The organism is Weeksella virosa DSM 16922 (assembly GCF_000189415.1).
Classification (GTDB): domain Bacteria; phylum Bacteroidota; class Bacteroidia; order Flavobacteriales; family Weeksellaceae; genus Weeksella; species Weeksella virosa.
Genome location: NC_015144.1, coordinates 1,636,922 through 1,655,488, shown reverse-complemented (window position 1 = coordinate 1,655,488; position 18,567 = coordinate 1,636,922). Strand labels below are relative to the sequence as shown.

Below are 18,567 nucleotides of genomic sequence, written 5' to 3'. Positions count from 1 at the left end.
TTATCTAATTTTCAATTCACTAATAGTAACCATTTGATATTGATTATTGTACAATTCTTGCAAAATACGCTCCAAAGCCAACAAAGATTTTTCGGATGTGTCGTGCATCAAAATTATTGATCCTGGCTTCACTTTTCGCAAGACTCTTTTTGCAATCGTTTTTTCTTCTTTTATCACTGTATCCAAAGAACGTACACTCCAACCAATTACTTGATGATTCGTATCTTGAAGAACCTTGGCAAAAGTAGGATTTGAAACGCCAAATGGTGGACGAAAATAGCTGGGTTTTTCGCCCATATATTTTTCTATAATTTCATCATTATTAAGAATTTCTTTTTTCAATTTTTGATAGGATAAAAAACCTGTTTGGTTGAGGTGCGATTGGGTATGATTTCCTATTTCATGTTGATTTTGGATAATTTGCTCGAATATCTCTGGATATTGTTTGATCTGATTGCCTATACAAAAAAAAGTTGCTTTCGCTTTATATTTTTCTAGCAGAGATAAGAACTCGCCTGTCCATTCTGTTGGTCCATCATCAAAAGTAAGAGCGACTATTCTTGCGTTGGTTTTTTGATGATAATAAACGCTAAGAAAGTAGTTTAAACGTAGATCAAACACACCCCAACTTGTTATTCCAAGCCAAAGGATCCCAAGTAAAATCAACCAATAATAAGAAACATCATACCCAAAAATCAAGTAGATAATAATAAAAAAATATCCAAGAAAGATACAGGAAACTATTCGATGTTTTGACATTTTCTAAGCAACACTAAACTATGGTTTTTACCTAAAAACTGATTGTACAAGAGGATGTTTTCTACTTCTGATTGGTTCGGATAATTTTGATTTTTCAGAAATTCAGCAGCCAACAACATCCCGTAAGCAGAAGCAGTATCGTATTCTCCGCAAAACTTTTTGTATGAATATATAGCTTGGGGTAATGCATCGAAATACTGGTCGATTTCTGTTGTAGTAACCTCAGAATTTTTTCCTACAAAAATAACTTGTATATCATTCAACATCAATTGATTTTCTTGTAGAAAACTTTCCACAAATTCTTCAATTGTTTTATTTTCCAGTTTGTTTCGGATTTCTATATCTACAATTTCTGCATATGATTTTTGAGTAAATTTATCCGATAAAATAAAAAATGTTGCTCCCTCCCCAAATTTGGCTCCCGAACCATTTTTTGTAGATTGAATAACTTCTACCAATTGTAATAATTGATGTGTTCGAGTTGCAATTTCATCAATTCCACCGACCAATGCGTTTGAGATTTCGTTATTTTTAATTTGTAAAAGTGCATCTAATGCAGCAGCTTCGAAAGAGTTTCCACCATTTACATACGTAAAATTATAGGCATTGCAGTGCAGATGCAGTGCAATTTGGGCTGCTACAGTATTATGCGTTGATTGAATAAAGGCTGTTGGTGTTAAGAATTCTTCATCGTTCTGAATCAGATTGGCCAAAAACTTTTCCGAGTCTGCCAAACAACCCAATCCTGTACCCGTAATAATGGCTTCTATTTCAGAAACTTCAGACGACTTAAGAGCTTTTTGCGCTGTAAACAATCCCATTTTCACTGCTTTCGACATTCTTCTTAACGATGAAGCCGATAAAAATTCTTTATAATTTGGTTCATCTGCATAATTAAGAAATTCTGTCAGTGGTGTATTATTTTCAGTAAACTTTACTTCTCGATAGTTCTGTGCCGAAATTGCTGCTACCCCATTTATATAACATTTCTTCATGCTTTACTAAAAATTAGGGTTGAACAATTTCCTCCGAAACCAAAAGAATTCGACAATACATGTTCTATTTTTTTCGAGTAAATTTTGGTTTGAGGATGAAGATTATGAGTTTGCATAGGTTGTGCGAAATTGAGATTTGCCCAAACTTTTTGCTTTTCTAAAGCAAGAATACTAAACACAGCTTCTATACCAGCTGCTGCAGCCAAGGTATGGCCTGTAAAGGGTTTGGTAGAACTGAAGCATAATGTTTTTTTATCAAAAATACGTAACAATGCAGCACTCTCAGAGGCGTCATTGTTTCTTGTGGCAGTACCATGTGCATTGATATAATCTATATTTTCTGGTGAAATTTTGGCTACTGACAAAGCTTTTTGCATAGCCAAATAAGCTCCTTCTCCATTTTCTGATGAGGCTGTTTGGTGGTGTGCATCATTGGCATTCCCGTAACCAGAAAGATAAGCGTTTATCTGTCGTTGATTTTTTTGTGCATATTCTTCCGACTCTAGCACCAAATATGCAGCTCCTTCGCCTAGATTTAGTCCTTTTCTATTTTCATCAAAAGGTTGATTTGCGCAATCAGAGAGAATCATCAACGACTTGAAACCATTCAAAGTAAATTTTGATAAAGCATCTGTTCCTCCTACAATTACGCAATCGAGTTTGCCAGAAGAAATCAATCGAGCACCCATAATTATTGCATTTGCAGCAGAAGAACAAGCGGTGCTTACCGTAGAAACATAACCTTCTAAACCGATGATTTCAGCTATTTTTATACTCGAATCACCTGCATCGTGGCTTAGAATAAACTTTTGTTTGTCGGGTTGATTTTCATAACCGAAAAAATACAACTCAGACTGATCCATCCCACCTACCGATGTTGATGAAATCAGACCTATTCGGTCTTGTTTACCCCATGTAAGATTTGCATTTTTCACCGCTTCTTTGGCAGCGACTGCTCCTAAAAGTGCTGTTCTTGTGAAAGTATGATTATTGGGTAAACCTAAAATAGAAGCCAATTCTTGGTTGGATTTTTTGACTTCTCCTACCAAAAATTCGTTTTTGTGTTTGGTCGACAAGTATTTTATTTTCTCTAGACCACTTTTATTATGCAATAAAGAGTCGAGATTTTCTGCAACCGAATGGCCAATCGCAGAAATAATTCCCATCCCAGTTATTGCAATTTTAGTAGCCATTATTTTGTTCTATTGTCGGTGATATATTGAGCCATTGACTCGATTGATTCGAAAATGGTTTTACCCTGTTTTGGGTCTGCAATTTTGATTCCATAATCTTTATCCATCAATACAATAAGTTCTAAAGCATCGATAGAATCCAATCCTAGTCCATCACCAAATAACGGTTCATTTGCTTGAATATCTTCTATGTTAACATCCTCTAAGTTAAGAACTTCTACGATTTTATTCTTCAATTCTAAAATTAAATCTTCCATGATATTTCCTTGTATCTATTTTTTAAATAATTCTCTTGATAAGGTATTTTTCCTTCTTCAGAAACCAAATATACAAAAGCAGAATAGTTTTCTTGATAATATTCTATCCATGCACACAAGACTTGCCTTGCTTTACCTGTTTTCAAAAGGTATTTTGTTTGATTTTCTAGCAAAGAAAATGGCATTTCTTCGGCAACAAAAAATGCACTTTCGGTTTGTAATTGATATCGGATACTGACTTCACCTACACAAACATTAGGCAGTGTATAAACAAAAACAGAAGGACTCGGGAAATAATTTTCTTGGTCTGAAATACTTTTTTGATGTTTACTATCGGTATATAAACTTGCAGTACGATTGCAAAAAAGAAGGGCGGTATCTTGAGAGTCATTCTGTATGAAAATCATTTCTGAAGCAAGTATTGCTATTTTAGAAAGCTCATCCATTTTATAAAATTTCGGATAAGAAATTTCTAGCATCTTATATATTTCTTTAGAAAAGTCAGCAAATGTCCCTATATCTTCTTTATCAAAAATAATTTGGTCGTTTTGCCGAATTCTGTTGGGCAAAATTTGTACATAATCTTGGATATACAGCTGTTTATCTCCCATATTTTCTAACAATTATTGCCGAGTTGCTTCCTCCAAAGCCAGATGCCGTTTTCAGGAATGTTGTTCCTGTTGTTCTTGTATGATTTTGCAATACGTTGATTGTTTTTGCTACCCCAAATTCTTCGAAACCATGCGTTTGTAATAAAATTTTTTCTTCTATTTGTTTGCACGCAAAAATCAGCTCTATTAGTCCAGACGCTCCCAAAGTATGTCCGAAATAACCTTTCAAACTATTGAGTGGAGTTTGGTTCATGTTCAATCGATCGAACACAATCGACTCCATATCATCATTGTATCGAGTTGCCGTTCCGTGCGCAGAAATATAGTCGATGTTTTCGGCAGAAATTTTAGCTTCTTCGAGTGCGTTTTTTATACTTTTATACAATCCCTCGCCTGTTCTAGAGGGGCCCGATATATGGTTAGCATCATTTATATTTCCTTCGCCCAGTATCTGGAAATTCCAAGTGTTATTTTGGGGTTTTGTCGACATATAAAGTGCTCCTACTGCTTCGCCCAAAGTAATGCCATCACGAGATTTATCGAAAGGTTTACAAGGTTTTTTACTCATCGCCTTGAAAGCATCAAACCCAGACAAGACAAATTCTGTAATTTCATCAACGGCCAATATCACTGCTTGATTAGTTTGTGAAGTTTGCAACATTCTCTTGGCAATATTTACGGCTAACACTCCTGATGTACAAGCATTTGACACGACAACTACATTGTTCTGCAATTGTAGTTTCTTTTGTAAAAAGTTTGCTATTTGCGGTATGAATGCTTCGATAGGATTATGGGCTAATGCTCGAATATTTCCTTTGGTTGTAGAAAGAACAACGGTAGTTTCTGGTGTAATTTCCACATTTTTTTGGTATAATTTATTCAATATCAACAACAACATCTTTTCTATACGAGAAGAATTTTTATCTGCGATAATCGAATCGTTTATTAGTTCTGATTGGATAAGTGATGCATAGAAATTTGTTATACCTCCTATTTTTTCTATTCGTTGAATGCCTGATTTATGAATTAATAAGTTCGACCAATTCTCATCCAAACTAAGTCCTAAAGGTGTAATAATATCAGCTTGATGAATAAAAACATTTCTCATAGCATACCGACTTTTTTCTTCCAATCTTTTATAAAATCAGGAAAATTCAAGAGTAATTCTCCTGTCGACAGTTCGGTAAAAACCTGAATTGTTTCTCCTGTACAAACTGTTTTCCCTTGTTGGTTTATCAACTCGTACCGGAAAATTAATTTTGCGGCTACAGAATCTATATAAGTAGTTCTTATAATAAAAATCTCATCATACTTCAATGGCAATTTATATTCGCAAAGAGATTTTACGACTGGTGCTGCTACTTTGTTTTCTTCCATATTTCGGTAGGTAAGCCCGTGTTCTCGACCAAAAGATTCGCGCCCTTCCTCGAAATATCGTAGGTAATTCCCGTGCCAGACTATCCCAAGCGGATCTGCTTCATTGAAACGAACTCGTATAGAGCATTCATTGGCTAGTGTAAGTTCAATTGCCTTGTTTTTTTCTGTCATAAAGTATGGATAAGCCTAAACAGAATAGGAAAAACAAAAGTAGGGAAAATATTTCGGGTAGGATGTATGATAGCGATGCATTTCTCAGTAAGATATCATAATACCCGCTCAGTCCCCAATGCATTGGAGATAGTTTTGCTATTTTCTGAAAAGTTGTAGACATCATAAAAACCGGAATCCAAATCCCTCCTAAAGCAGCTAGAATGACCACAAAAGTAGCTCCGAATGGTGGTGCTTGCTCTTGTGTTTTAGAAATTACACCTAATAAAATCCCCAACCCTATGGCTGCTAAACTGACAAAAATGGTAAAAAAAAGCATCATGGGTAATTTACCTTCGATGTCTAAAATTTCTAATCCGATAAGTGGAAAAAGTAACTGAGATAAAAGAATGATGGAGAAAAACTGCAACAAACATACTACAAGATAAATAATTATTTTACCTATAAGCAAGGTAGAATATGGCATCGGGCTTGTTCGCAACCTAAAGTTTGTCCCTAAATTCTTCTCATTCACCAAATTGACAGACAAAGGTACTATGATAAAAAATATTGCAAATAGTGTCCATGCTGGTACATTGTGTTGTACTGCGTTTGGTTCTTTGTCTTGATGATTGATTGCGGAAATTTCTTTATAAGTGATCAATTGATCTTGCTGAAAATTGGGTGCTGTATCTTCGCCTAAATATTCTCTGAACGTTTGATAAATAGTTTCTGATTGGGCTTTATAAATTATTTTTTCGATTCCAAATTTCACATTGTTCTTGAAATTTTCTTGGACAGCAGGATCGAAAATCAACTCGATTTCTTTGGGCTTATTTTTTTGTTTGGGTTTATCCGTGGTGTTATAAAGTCCAAAATCTCCTACGATTTCTTCTACATTAAATTCGACATTTGTGTGCAAATCTTTGGATAAATTATTCGGTAGAATCAAAGCTAATTGATATTTACCATCATACACCAGTTTTTTTGCAGTAGATTCATTCAGGACTTTTCCATTGAGAGAATCTATCAAAAAAAATGTATTTTCTTGCACTAATTGTCGCCGAATAGAATGTGAAACCGAATCTTGATCATGGTCGATAAACAACAAAGGGAATGCTTGCGATGTTTGCCCTTGCATAGCCTGATTTTGGATCAGCGTGACCATCACAACTAAAATCATCGGCATAACAAACAACACCGCTAAACCGCCATAATCACGAAAGAGTAATAAAGCTTCTTTTTTCACAGATTGCCAAAGTCTATGTAACATCTCGTAAGTTTTTCCCGGTTAATTGAATAAAAATGTCCTCTAAGTTTTTCGTATTAGGATAAGACTCGAGTAAGTTTTTCGGCGAACCAATTGCTTTTATTTTTCCTTGATCGAGAATTGCTATTTCGGTACAAAAATCTTGTGCCTCTCGAAGATGATGCGATGTATATACGATTGTAGTTCCGGTAGAATTTAGGTGATGCAAAAACTCTATAATTTTTGTTTTCGATTGCACATCGACTCCTACAGTTGGCTCATCGAGAAATAGAATTTTTGGTTGATGTAAAACCGCAGCCAAGAGATTTATTCTTCTTTTCATTCCGCCCGAAAAAGTTTCTATTCTTTTATTAGCAAAGGATTTCAGTCCCATATTTTCTAGAGAATTCGACACATTTTCCTTCAGATTTTTTCCTTTTAATCCATACATGCTTCCGAAATAAATTAGATTTTCATAAGCTGTTAAGGTAGGATACAAAGCGTATTCTTGGGGTACTACTCCTATTAAGGCTTTTATGCTTTTGGCATTTTTATCGTACCTCAACCCGTTGATAATAATCTCACCTTCGGTTGGCTTTTGAAGACCACACATCATGGTAATTAAGGTTGTTTTTCCGGCACCATTAGGACCAAGAATACCGAAAATAGATTGAGTGGGAATACAAAAAGACACTGCATCTAGAGCGGTATTTTCGTAGGATGTATAACGTTTAGAGATGTTTTTGATTTGGATCATTACTTCAGAGCTTTTTTCAGACGCTTAAAAAAATCTTCTTCTTTATTGGCCAAAACCAATAGTTCATCTGCTAATGTATTGTACACTTCTTCTAATTGACTCCTCTTTTTATAAACCCTAGAAGCTTGTAAAGCAAAATCTCTCCACTGATTGCCAATAGCAATCATTTCTTTAGAAAAATCATCTAAAATAGGTTGTTGTATTTTCTCTGAAGATTCTTGTAAAAATACAGCAAATAAATACCGAAAACCTCCACCTCCAGTTCCTATTTCCTCTTGCATTCTTACTATTTGTGCTAGATAATAGTTGGTTTTTACATTACCGATTTTCTTCGGCCATTTTCGGATATCTTTTGCCAACCACCGCATTCCTCGAACCCCTGCAATAGGTACAGGTGCCAACATTTCGTTGCATGTTTTTTGGATTGCTTTTCGTATTGCTTTATCCCAATCGATATGTGTAGCAATTTCGGTCAGATAATACATATGTCCTTTGGGTGCTAAAACACCTTTTGCAAAACGTACTTTTTCTAAATCTTTTGCAGAAAGTTCTGTTGGGTGATTGAGCACTGGATCACTCACCAAGTAGTGATCTTCTTTTTTTCCGTAGATTACTAAATTATGTGCATTGAAATGAAAGCGATATTCATCTGGAAAATAAGGTAAATTATAAACCCCAACTTGCAAACCACAGGGAATATTTTCTGCTATTTTCTGATCAAGTAGTTTTTGTGCTTCTTCTTCTGATCGAAATTTTTTTCGCTCTATTTTCAAGCCTAAACGCTTTGCCAAACAGGTAAAAATTCTTCCCGGCATTGGACGATAACTTATCGCAGGTGCGTGATTTACTTTGAGAAAAGGCAGGTATACAAAAAACAACCCAGATCCAATACCAAAAACCATGGCTTCGCTAATGTCTAGTCCTCTGTTTTTTAATAAATTAGAGGCTACTCCTGTTTCGCAATGCGCTGATTGGTGATGTACAAATGGAATTTCTTTATTTTTTTCCATCGATTTTTTTTAGTTCTTCTAAAGTTATACCGAACACTTCTGCATATTTACTCAACACACTATCATTCAGACGATTAAATACATTTGGTTTGGCATGTCTTTTTATAAAAAAAGGCCACTTGTGCATATAAGCAGCTAAAGTTGGCCAGTCCATTTTATTCAATTCCATATAATAAACTATAGGACTTACTTTTCCTTGTTTCACCTTTTCTTTTGCTTTCTCTACACGTTGTTGTAAGACACGCAAAGTTTCTGTTTGCATAATGGTTTTGGGTTCCCAGCCACTCGATTGTTCGGTGGTGAAATGTCCGTCTTCGTCTACGACATAGTATAGTTCGGAGAGATTGTTTTTACTCAGAAAGCTTTCGTCTTGCGGTACTTCATTCTTCTTCATTGTGGTCTTTCAAAAACAAGTAATTTACTATTTTTAGATGTTTGTGAGTTTTATTTTTTCTCTTATCAAAAAAATAATCTATTATAGTTGTTGTCTCTAAAATTACAATTTTTTTGATAGGATTGATAAATCTAGTTTAAATATTTACTCTTTTGGTATGAAAATTATTGATTATAACTAATAAGAAAGTTTTTATAGTTGAATAATCAGATTTATTTGCCCTTCTGAACATAGATTACCTTTTGTATACGAGGCAACTTTCAGCGAACAGAGAATAAAATCATTGAGCAAAGTTTTAGAAATCATCTCTGCCGAGGTGTGTAAAGTTTGGTTTTTGGTTGGGATTTGATAAACAACAAATGTTCTTATTGCACTGATGTAACCAAAACTTTTCGGTTGTATTCCGTATTTTTTTTGATAATATTCTTGTCCCAAAACACATGAACAACTTTGAGCAGAATGTTCTATCAAGGCGGTTTCTAACAAGTGGTTTTCGTCTACAAAAAAATTATCCTCGCTAATATAAAATTCAGTTTCTACCGAAACCAAATCTAAACGAATAATTCGATCGACCAATAACATTGGTTTTTTATGCGGCAAGAAAAGCGAAACTTCTTGTATCGGACTGTTGCTCATTTATAGAGGAGCTAAAACGGTTTTCATTTCTCCTATTGCTATGCATTCTTGGTTGATATTTGATGTAATCTTCACCAAAGAAACCCCCATTACTTCTTGTAGAATTTCTACTTCTGTTACAATTTTTTCTTTGACTTTTGGCAATCGATTGATATGTAAATTTTTTATCGTACCAATATAACCCGTCGGAGCTGGTTGACCAATCAGATAGTATTGGTAACCTGTATGCAGTGCTACTGTTTGTGCCATATGCTCTATGAGGCCTGGTTCTGCAAGATGTCCATTTTTATAGAAAAGATTGTTTTCTTCAACGGTCAACCCTCCCACAACTTGTTTTTCTGCATATTTGTACAAAACATCTACCATAATTATAGGTTCACGATGAGGGATAAATGTTTTGATGATTTCTGCATTGCAGATGGGCAAATTCATAAAAAAATATTTTAATTAAACAACGGTAAGATAAGCATAAGCGTAAGAAAATCGTCCACTTTCTGGTACAGATAATAATATTTTATCCCCAATTTTCAACTTCCCTGAATTCATGAGTTCTTCGACCATCAAATAAATCGATGCAGCTCCTACATTCCCTACTTTATCCAAATTAATAAACCATTTATCGAATGGTATCTCGAAATTGGCATTTTTGAAACTATCGTATAATTTATCCTTAAAATACATTGATGAAATATGTGGTAAAAAATAATCGATATCGTCTACCGAAATCTGATGCTTTCTTAGAGCATCTAACATACTCTCAACGCCTTTTACTAGGATAAATTCATCTAAAACTTTTACATCTTGCTTGATACTAAATATGGATTTTTTCAGCCAATCTTCATTAGAATAATTTTGCCATGGAACCAATTCACCTTCCTCGTTTTTTTCTGCACCCGCATACATACAAGCTTCTGTTTCGTGCGCATAAGAATACGATTGCATCCACTCTATTTTCAATGAAATAGCGTTTTCATTGGGTTTATTTTGTAATAAAAAAGCAGCTGCTCCATCGGATAGCATCCAGCGTAAAAATTCTTTACGAAAAGCTATAATCGGTTGTTGATCAAGTTCTTTTATGTTTTCTATCTCTTGATCGAATCGTTTACTCAACATCCATGGAGAAACACATTCTGATCCAGAACTTACTGCATTTTTGGCCGTGCCAGACAAAACAGATAGATAAGCAAATTTCAGAGCATTCATCCCAGAACAACAAATGCCGCTAGAAGAGTTTAATTCTACCGAAGGATTTTTTAGTAATCCATGCACCATCGATGCGTGAGATGGCAACAACTGATCTGGCGTGGATGTACCAACAGACAAAACCTGCACATCTTGCATAACCACCTGATCATCAAACAATTTTCCTATTGCTTTAGCGGTTAGTTCTGCATTTGTGTAGTGTATATTTTGTTGTTTATCGACTACATAATATCTTTTTATTATACCATTATTTCTCAAAACAACTCTTCTTGCTTTGGAGGGAAGTTGATTAATTTGCCCTAAATAATCTTCCATTTCATCATTGGAAATTGCTTTATTAGGTAGAAATTTTGCGCTACGTGTTATATAGACATTGTTCAACATTCTGATAGATTGATTCCTTGATAATATTTTTTTTGTTGTCTTTTCTTGCCAATAAAAAATGGATAGAAAAGCGTTTCTATGAGATGTACGATCGGGGATACGAACCAAATCACTATCAACAAATATATATTAAAGAGTTTGATTAGAAGGGATTTCTTAGTAGGATTTGCTCTAAAAATCTTTATCCAAACAGCAAACAACCGATTAGCTTTTTTATCCATTGATACCAAAAACCATCTAATTTCTACGGCACCTGCTGCAACTAATTTGGTTTGTATTTCATTTAAATTGTCATTCTGCAAAGCATTCCGGATTATTTCGCCAAACTTTCGGGCTTGGTAAATTTCTTTTTTGCTAACACCGGGCAAAGGAAAAACTCCGTATGCTTTTCTTTTAAGACCAGTAAACATCCAATCGACTACGGTAACTACACTGATTAAATTTATATTTCTATCCGTAAGGGCGATATTTCCTACCAAATGTGCTTTTTGGGCTAGAAGAATTTTCTTCATTTTCTCTTGTGCATATACCCACATATTTCGGCTACCACTTACGGTAATCACCTTTGTGTTTTTTAGAAGTTGTTCTGCGTATATGGATTGTAGGAAAGAATTAACTGGAATAGAAGGAGATAAATACCAAACCTGATAATGCAATAAAATAAGATCATATTTCTGATGAAGAATTTCGGTAGGAGGTGCTAAAATCTCATGCGGTATTTGCCCAAATGAATCGGGAAAAACTCCAAAAAAACTTTCTTTATCCCACGGAAAAGGAAAGTCTTTTCTCATCTTGATAGGATAAAAATCTACTTCAATGGTTGTATCATTTACCAGAGGTTGTGCTATCGAATTGGCTATATCTTTCAATTGCCCCGATTGCGAATAATAAATAACCAATACTTTTTTCATACCAAACTATTATCGGGTAGATTTCCAAAAATCGAAATAATTAAACCATTGATATGGATATTTTTTTAGGATACCTTCTACACTTGCACAATATTCTTTGAGTAATTGCTGTGCGTCACGGTGCCTGAAATTTGCTTTTCTCGTGTATAAATGGTAATGCAAATTGGGTTCCTTCATCACATATACAAAAGCCACTGGGACATGTAAGCGTGATGCAATATAAAATGGTCCTGCGGGAAATTGTGCCAATCCGCCTAATAAATTTTCTTCGAGCGTTTTGTTTCCTTCAAAAAAACGATCTCCTGTAAAGCAAATCAAATCGTTACGAGAAAGTGTATCGGTTATTTGGTAAATGTGTGACATATCTTTTTGTATCACAATAAATTTTATGGTTGATTTCACTCGAATCTGTTCCATATAATTTTTTATTGCATCTCGCTCCAAATCGGTGGTAACCAAATGGATATTAATATCGGTATTGATATCGTTTAGGAAATATTCTGCAATTTCGAAATTGCCGACGTGTGCACTAATTAAGATTCCTCCTTTTTTTTCTTTTATAAGAGATTTCAGAATTTCGATTCCATCAAAATCATACGTAAACCAATTGCGGAACCCCATAGATATTGTGGCTTTATCGAGTAGAGTTTGCCCAAATATGTAATAATTTTTATAGATACCAACAATTGATCGTGAAATAGAAAAGTTTTGTCTTTTCCGAAAATAATTATACATCACTCGATTGCTCGACCAAGCAAACAAGAAGTAATAGAAAGCAACGAACAAAAGAACTATATACGCTGTCCGTATGCCTAATTTTTTTATACTGTATACAAAAATTTTATACCCAAGTAAAGTCCCCTTCGATTTTCCTTCCCATTGGGTCATTACGCTTTATTTTCGTCTATTTTTTGTTGAATGATGGTATAAAAATCCTCAAAGGTTATCATACTCAAGAAGTCTTCTTTGACCAATTTCACTCCAAAGTTAGATTCGATAATTACCACCAAATCAACATAATCCAAACTATCTAAGTCTAATGTTTCTTTGATATTTTTCTCCTTTGAAATAGCATTTGCTTCTACTTCAAATTCCTCCATTAATATTTCATTAATCTTTACTGAAATGTCTGTATTCACCATTCTTTGCATTAAATTTTATATTTCTTTATGATTAATGCAGAGTTTGTACCTCCGAAACCAAAAGAGTTCGACAAATATACATCAAATTCTTTATGTACAATTTGATTCGGAATATTTAATTGAGCCGAGACTTCATCAGGTTCTTCAAAATTTATGTTAGGAGCGATAAAGTTATTCAACATCATTAAATTAGAATACACAATTTCGCTTGCTCCAGCCATCCAACATTCATGTCCGGTCATCGACTTTGTAGATGTTACATAGGGTTTCTTTCCAAATAGATTATAAATCGCTTGTGCTTCGTTACTATCCCCAACAGGTGTAGATGTTGCATGTGCATTGATATAGCTTATTTCATCGGCTGATAAATTAGCCTGTTTTAGCGCTTTTTGCATCGCTAACATAGGTCCATCTACATTGGGTGTAGAGATATGCCCGCCATTCGATGAGAATCCATACCCAACGACTTCTGCCAGTATTGGGACGTCTCTTTTCAGGGCAGACGCTAAACTTTCTAAAATCAACGTTGCAGCACCTCCACTTGGTACTAATCCGTCTCGATTTTTATCGAACGGTCGTGATGCTTTGGTGGGTTGATCTTCTGAGTTGGAAAAAACGCCTAAACCATCGAAACTAGCCATCGCATATTTATTGATCTCTTGGGCCCCACCACAAATCACCATATCTTGCAATCCTCCTTTGATCATAAGATAAGCCAAACCTACTGCATGTGAACCACTTGCACAAGCAGCACTTATTGTCATATTGACACCTTTTAACTGAAACAAAGTAGAAAGATTCATGGTAACGGTAGAATTCATCGATTTGAAAATTGCACCCGACCCGATTAGGGTTGTATCTTTTTTCTCGCGTACAATATCGGTTGCCTCGATCACTGCTCGTGAAACGCTATCATTACCGAAGAGGATTCCGACTTCGTTTTCTTGTAAGTAAGCGTGCGAAATGTTGGCTTGTTCCAATGCCTGAATGGTCGACATATAGGCATACTCGGTTTCTTCGCCAATGGTAATTCTTTGTCTTCTGTTGAGTATATTTTTCAGATCTGGGGTTGGTACTTTTCCTGTTAGGGCAGATTTGAAACCATATTCCTTTCTTTCTTCATCGTATACAATCCCCGATTTTCCTTTTCGTAAAGACTCGGTAACCTCATCGAGCGAAGTTCCTAAACAAGAATAAATTCCCATTCCTGTGATTACAACTCTATTTTCCATTCTACCAATTATTTATGTATATAATCCACCATTTATATTGATTACCTCTCCGGTGATATAGGCAGCTTTTTCCGATACCAAAAAACTAACTAAATCGGCCACTTCTTTGGCTTGCCCAAACCGGTTGAGTGGAATATGCTTTTTCAGTTCTGTTTGGTTCATTTCGGCAGTCATATCACTTTCGATATATCCAGGTGCTACTGCATTGACTGTAATATTTCTTTTTCCAACTTCTTGTGCCAAAGATTTTGTGGCAGCTATTACCCCTCCTTTTGCTGCAGCATAATTTGTCTGACCAGGATTTCCTTTGAGTCCGGAAACCGACACAATATTTACTATTCTACCAAAACGTTGACGGAGCATATCTTGTATAAAAAATTGAGTGACATGATAAAAACCATCTAAACTTGTTGAAATTACCGAATGCCAATCTTTTTCATCCATCCACATAAAAAGGCCATCTTTTGTAATTCCGGCATTATTTACTATTGCCTCTACTCTATATTCTGGGTGAGAGACTTTCCAGTTTGTTAATGCCTCTTGCACGGCTGCTCGACTGCTTACATCGAACGGTAGAATTTCTGCTGTTTTCCCCAACGCTTCTATTTCCTTTGCAACAGACATGGCTGCGTCTTTATTAGAATGATAATTAATAAGCACATGAAAATCTAAATCTTGAGCCAACTGTACGCAAATTGCACGACCTATTCCGCGCGATCCTCCCGTTACTAAAACTGTTTTTTTCATCTTAGAAATTGTTCGATTTTAAAAAATCTTTCACTTCCTTAATATAAGGATATAGCACAACATCTTGTTGGGTTGCTGGAAATATTTTCCGAATCGAATCGAATATTTTTTTCGAATTTGGATTGATTTGTTCTAAACATCCTCGAACTTCGATTGCTTGTACAATGGTCATGAAATGCACAGAGAGAACCTCGAAACTATTCTCTATTACTTGATTACACAACAAAGCTGCATTTGCACCCATACTCACAACATCTTGATTATCGTTATTGTTAGGAATCGAATGTATATACATTGATGTTGATAAGGTCTGATTTTCGGCTGTTGTAGAGGTTGCTGTAAATTGCGCTCCTTGCATTCCAAAATTGAAACCTAACTTACCAGAATTAACAAATGGTGGAAGTAGTTCATTGATTTTAGAGTTGAGTAGATAGTTTAACTGACGTTCTGCGAGCATACATAATTTTGTAATCCCCAACTTCAATTTATCCATCTCAAATGCAATATAATCGCCATGGAAATTACCTCCGTGATACACCTGCTTACTTGCTAAATCTACAATGGGATTATCACTTGCCGAGTTGATTTCTTTTTCGATGGTTTGTTCTGCACTCCAAATCATTTCTTGTACGGGACCGAGAATTTGAGGAACACAACGCAACGAATAATATTCTTGTACTTTCTCTTTAAAAATTTCTTCTTTTGCTGCTTTGTATAAATACTCTTTTCGTGAACGTATTAGAGAACTATCTTGTAAGAAATTTCTCATTTGTTTAGCAATATAACGCTGTCCTTTGTGGAGTTTTGCCGCATTCAATTCTACAGAAAAATGATCATCATAACTGCAAACCAATTCATTGATCATACTAGAGGCAACACAACTTAAACGCATTAATTTTTCAGCGTAATATATGTTTACCAAACCGATTCCTGCCATTACCGAAGTCCCGTTCATAATACTCAATCCCTCGCGAATATAAATCTTCAAGGGTTCGATTTTTTCTTCACGAAAAACAATTTCGGTAGGATGACGTTCACCTTTGTACCAAACTTCTCCTTCACCAATCATTGCCAAAGCTAGATGTGCTAATTGAACCAAATCACCGCTAGCTCCTACTCCTCCGTGCGAGAAAATAACAGGATAAATCGAGCGGTTCAGCATCGTTTTCATTAAATCTAAAACAGATGGATGCACACCCGAATAACCCAAAGATAAGGTATTGAATCTTGCTAAAACTGCTGCCCGCACCATTTCTAGCGACAAGGGTTGTCCAACTCCGGTTGCATGACTCCGAATAAGATTGTATTGCAGTTGTTTACGATCTTTTTCGCCTATACGATATTGCGCCATCGGACCGAAACCTGTGTTCACACCATAAATTACTTTGTCGTGAATAAAATTCTCTAAAAATCGAAAACTTTCTTGTATTTTATGCTGAACAGTTGGTTCTATGTCAACCTGTTTTTTACCAAAAACAATCGATTTTAATTCTGCTAAATTCATTTGAATATTTTCTGATAATTCCATTATCTCAAACAGGTTCTATATTATATTATTTTAAGCAATTTGTTTACCTTTGACATGTTTTGATTAGGTAAATAAATGGCTACAAAATTAGTATTTTTTTAACACTATAAAAGTTAATTATGAAACAAGAAGAGGTGGATGTAGTAATAATTGGTGCCGGCCCTGCAGGAAGCATTGCTGCGGCCTATTTACACAAAGGAAACATCTCGGTAAAAGTTGTTGAAAAAATGAAATTTCCACGTTTAGTTGTCGGCGAAAGCTTATTGCCTCGATCGATGGATCGTTTCGATGAAGCCGGACTTCTAGAACCCCTAAAAAAATATAACTTTCAGGTGAAAAGTGGTGCTCGATTTGTGAGAGATGAGTTGATTTGTGAGTTTGATTTTAGTAAAAAATTTGGTACGGGGTGGGATTGGACATGGCAAATACCGCGTGCTGATTTTGATAAAGCTATTACCGATGAATTACAAAGAAAAGGAGTTAACATTGCGTTCGAGACGGAAGTTATAGCCGTCGAACCTAACAAAGGAAATTGCCTAACGATAATAAAAAACAAAGACAATACAGAGTCTATCATTCGATCTAAATATATCATAGATGCAAGTGGTTATGGGAGAGTTTTACCTCGACTGCTAAATCTACATGATGATTCTACACTGAGTCCGCATTCGGCAATTTTTTCGCATACTTACGAAAAAAATAGACCAATCGGGAGAGAAGGCACTCAAATTACGTTTGACGTAATCGAGCGTGAGGTTTGGTTATGGGTGATACCGTTTTCCAATGGTAATACGAGTATAGGTCTGGTAGGAAAAACTGCTTATGTAGAGGATTTAATCAAGCATAGCGAGAATCTTGAGGGAGCTTTAAAAACCGGAATTCAACGTTCACCCTTTTATCGAAATCGTTTTTCTGAGGTAGATTTTCTGTTCGAACCAAAAATATTAAAAAACTACTCTACTTCTGTCAAAAAAATGTTTGGCGATGGCTATATTCTCACCGGTAATAGTACCGAATTTTTAGATCCAATTTTTTCTTCAGGCGTATGTTTTGCTACAGAGTCTGGTGCATTAGCAGCAGAGTTAATCTACAAAGAACTCAATGGAGAAGCTGTAAATTGGGCAGTAGAATATGAAGAATACATGAAATTCGGGATCGATGTTTTTTCTACCTACGTGCGAGAATGGTACACAGGAAATCTACAAACTCTTTTCTTTTTCCGGCCAGAAAACTTAGATGTCAAGGAGAAAATTTGTTCAGTTTTGGCAGGATATGTCTGGAACAAAGAAAATCCATTTGTTAAAAAACATCAGTCTGTTATTAGAAACATGGCTTATCTTATCGAAATGAATCAGTAGTAAGCTGTTTTGATAAAAAATAGATTGTCTATTTCTCATCCTAATTTTCATTTTTTTGGTAAGAAATTCTATAAAACCAACTATTTGGTTGTACTAATTTTATTCTGATATCTTGATAAACAAACTATCAAACAAAATAGTTGGAGAAAAATTAGATAAGTTTACGAATCGAATTCTATGACTTCTAAATTTTCTATTTTAGAGTCCCTCAAATCAAACCGCAACATCGTTCTCACTCGTTGGAAACCATGTTTACCAGCAGCACCTGGATTCATATGCAACAAGCGCAACTTCTTATCATACATTACTTTCAGTATATGAGAATGTCCACAAATATAGAGATCTGGTCGATGATCAGTCAGCATTTTTTTTACTCTTGCCGTGTACTTATTAGGATATCCGCCAATGTGTGTCATCAAAACTGTAACACCTTCTAAGGTAAAAAGTTGATTTTCGGGCCAAGATTGTCTAATCAACTGATCATCGATATTCCCGTATACAGCTCGCACAAAGGCTTTTTGTTCTAATTGATTAATAACATTTTCTTGCCCTATATCTCCTGCATGCCACACCTCATCAACCTGCGAAGCATAAGCAAGAATTCGGTCATCGATATAAGAATGAGTATCGGATAGTAGGAGAATCTTTTTCAAAATTTGTATTTTTGGAATCAA

General features: G+C 35.3%; 22 protein-coding genes. 1 reads left to right on the top strand and 21 read right to left on the bottom strand.

What is annotated here, in order from left to right; translation table 11 throughout:
* The 20 genes from WEEVI_RS08060 to flxA all read right to left on the bottom strand — a co-directional run bounded on the left by WEEVI_RS08060 (position 1) and on the right by flxA (position 16,511).
* Positions 1-759 (bottom strand): polysaccharide deacetylase family protein, encoded by a 759-nt coding sequence (locus WEEVI_RS08060; protein ID WP_013598656.1) that lies wholly within the window; start codon positions 757-759, stop codon positions 1-3.
* The gene (locus tag WEEVI_RS08055) at positions 741-1,754 is read right to left on the bottom strand and encodes a beta-ketoacyl synthase N-terminal-like domain-containing protein (protein WP_013598655.1); all 1,014 of its coding nucleotides are present in this window, start codon (positions 1,752-1,754) and stop codon (positions 741-743) included. The genes WEEVI_RS08060 and WEEVI_RS08055 overlap by 19 nt, the downstream gene beginning before the upstream one ends.
* Entirely contained in the window at positions 1,751-2,947 is a 1,197-nt protein-coding gene (locus WEEVI_RS08050; RefSeq protein WP_013598654.1) for a beta-ketoacyl-[acyl-carrier-protein] synthase family protein, read from the bottom strand. The genes WEEVI_RS08055 and WEEVI_RS08050 overlap by 4 nt, the downstream gene beginning before the upstream one ends.
* Entirely contained in the window at positions 2,947-3,204 is a 258-nt protein-coding gene (locus WEEVI_RS08045) for a phosphopantetheine-binding protein (protein ID WP_013598653.1), read from the bottom strand. Before WEEVI_RS08045 ends, WEEVI_RS08050 begins: the two co-directional genes overlap by 1 nt.
* The gene (locus tag WEEVI_RS08040) at positions 3,192-3,815 is read right to left on the bottom strand and encodes a hypothetical protein (RefSeq protein ID WP_013598652.1); all 624 of its coding nucleotides are present in this window, start codon (positions 3,813-3,815) and stop codon (positions 3,192-3,194) included. Before WEEVI_RS08040 ends, WEEVI_RS08045 begins: the two co-directional genes overlap by 13 nt.
* Positions 3,805-4,923: a beta-ketoacyl-[acyl-carrier-protein] synthase family protein gene (locus WEEVI_RS08035; RefSeq protein ID WP_013598651.1), complete on the bottom strand. Its 1,119-nt coding sequence runs from the start codon at positions 4,921-4,923 to the stop codon at positions 3,805-3,807. The genes WEEVI_RS08040 and WEEVI_RS08035 overlap by 11 nt, the downstream gene beginning before the upstream one ends.
* A complete protein-coding gene (locus tag WEEVI_RS08030; protein WP_013598650.1) occupies positions 4,920-5,363 on the bottom strand; it encodes an acyl-CoA thioesterase in 444 nt (147 codons plus the stop codon). Before WEEVI_RS08030 ends, WEEVI_RS08035 begins: the two co-directional genes overlap by 4 nt.
* Positions 5,338-6,615, bottom strand: a complete 1,278-nt coding sequence (locus tag WEEVI_RS08025; RefSeq protein WP_013598649.1) for an ABC transporter permease — start codon at positions 6,613-6,615, stop codon at positions 5,338-5,340. Before WEEVI_RS08025 ends, WEEVI_RS08030 begins: the two co-directional genes overlap by 26 nt.
* On the bottom strand, positions 6,605-7,348 hold the full coding sequence (locus WEEVI_RS08020) for an ABC transporter ATP-binding protein (protein WP_013598648.1): 744 nt from the start codon (positions 7,346-7,348) through the stop codon (positions 6,605-6,607). Before WEEVI_RS08020 ends, WEEVI_RS08025 begins: the two co-directional genes overlap by 11 nt.
* Entirely contained in the window at positions 7,348-8,358 is a 1,011-nt protein-coding gene (darH, locus tag WEEVI_RS08015) for a BtrH-related acyltransferase DarH (RefSeq protein WP_013598647.1), read from the bottom strand. The genes WEEVI_RS08020 and darH overlap by 1 nt, the downstream gene beginning before the upstream one ends.
* Positions 8,345-8,752 carry a flexirubin biosynthesis protein DarG gene (gene DarG / locus WEEVI_RS08010; protein WP_013598646.1) on the bottom strand — a complete coding sequence of 136 codons (408 nt, stop codon included), beginning with the start codon at positions 8,750-8,752 and terminating at the stop codon, positions 8,345-8,347. Before DarG ends, darH begins: the two co-directional genes overlap by 14 nt.
* 192 nt (positions 8,753-8,944) lie before the next feature.
* Positions 8,945-9,388 carry a hotdog family protein gene (locus WEEVI_RS08005; protein ID WP_013598645.1) on the bottom strand — a complete coding sequence of 148 codons (444 nt, stop codon included), beginning with the start codon at positions 9,386-9,388 and terminating at the stop codon, positions 8,945-8,947.
* Positions 9,389-9,820, bottom strand: coding sequence for a hotdog family protein (locus WEEVI_RS08000; RefSeq protein WP_013598644.1), 432 nt, complete (start codon positions 9,818-9,820; stop codon positions 9,389-9,391).
* A 15-nt stretch (positions 9,821-9,835) separates the two neighbouring features.
* A complete protein-coding gene (darB, locus tag WEEVI_RS07995) occupies positions 9,836-10,972 on the bottom strand; it encodes a dialkylresorcinol biosynthesis protein DarB (protein WP_115042217.1) in 1,137 nt (378 codons plus the stop codon).
* Complete coding sequence (locus WEEVI_RS07990; RefSeq protein ID WP_013598642.1) at positions 10,969-11,886, bottom strand: hypothetical protein; 918 nt, start codon at positions 11,884-11,886, stop codon at positions 10,969-10,971. The genes darB and WEEVI_RS07990 overlap by 4 nt, the downstream gene beginning before the upstream one ends.
* A gap of 9 nt (positions 11,887-11,895) precedes the next feature.
* Positions 11,896-12,774 (bottom strand): lysophospholipid acyltransferase family protein, encoded by an 879-nt coding sequence (locus WEEVI_RS07985; protein WP_013598641.1) that lies wholly within the window; start codon positions 12,772-12,774, stop codon positions 11,896-11,898.
* Positions 12,774-13,028: a phosphopantetheine-binding protein gene (locus WEEVI_RS07980; RefSeq protein WP_013598640.1), complete on the bottom strand. Its 255-nt coding sequence runs from the start codon at positions 13,026-13,028 to the stop codon at positions 12,774-12,776. Before WEEVI_RS07980 ends, WEEVI_RS07985 begins: the two co-directional genes overlap by 1 nt.
* Before the next feature lie 8 nt (positions 13,029-13,036).
* Positions 13,037-14,260, bottom strand: coding sequence for a beta-ketoacyl-[acyl-carrier-protein] synthase family protein (locus tag WEEVI_RS07975; protein ID WP_013598639.1), 1,224 nt, complete (start codon positions 14,258-14,260; stop codon positions 13,037-13,039).
* A gap of 12 nt (positions 14,261-14,272) precedes the next feature.
* Positions 14,273-15,007 carry a flexirubin biosynthesis SDR family reductase FlxB gene (flxB, locus tag WEEVI_RS07970; RefSeq protein WP_013598638.1) on the bottom strand — a complete coding sequence of 245 codons (735 nt, stop codon included), beginning with the start codon at positions 15,005-15,007 and terminating at the stop codon, positions 14,273-14,275.
* Between the two features lies 1 nt (position 15,008).
* Positions 15,009-16,511, bottom strand: a complete 1,503-nt coding sequence (gene flxA / locus WEEVI_RS07965; RefSeq protein ID WP_041942317.1) for a flexirubin biosynthesis tyrosine ammonia-lyase FlxA — start codon at positions 16,509-16,511, stop codon at positions 15,009-15,011.
* 143 nt (positions 16,512-16,654) lie between these two features.
* Between flxA and WEEVI_RS07960 the strand changes: the two genes are divergently transcribed.
* Positions 16,655-17,893, top strand: coding sequence for an NAD(P)/FAD-dependent oxidoreductase (locus WEEVI_RS07960; protein WP_013598636.1), 1,239 nt, complete (start codon positions 16,655-16,657; stop codon positions 17,891-17,893).
* A 161-nt stretch (positions 17,894-18,054) separates the two neighbouring features.
* Here the strand turns inward: WEEVI_RS07960 and WEEVI_RS07955 are convergent, their stop codons facing one another.
* A complete protein-coding gene (locus WEEVI_RS07955) occupies positions 18,055-18,546 on the bottom strand; it encodes a metallophosphoesterase family protein (RefSeq protein WP_041942316.1) in 492 nt (163 codons plus the stop codon).
* Between the last annotated feature and the right edge of the window lie 21 nt (positions 18,547-18,567).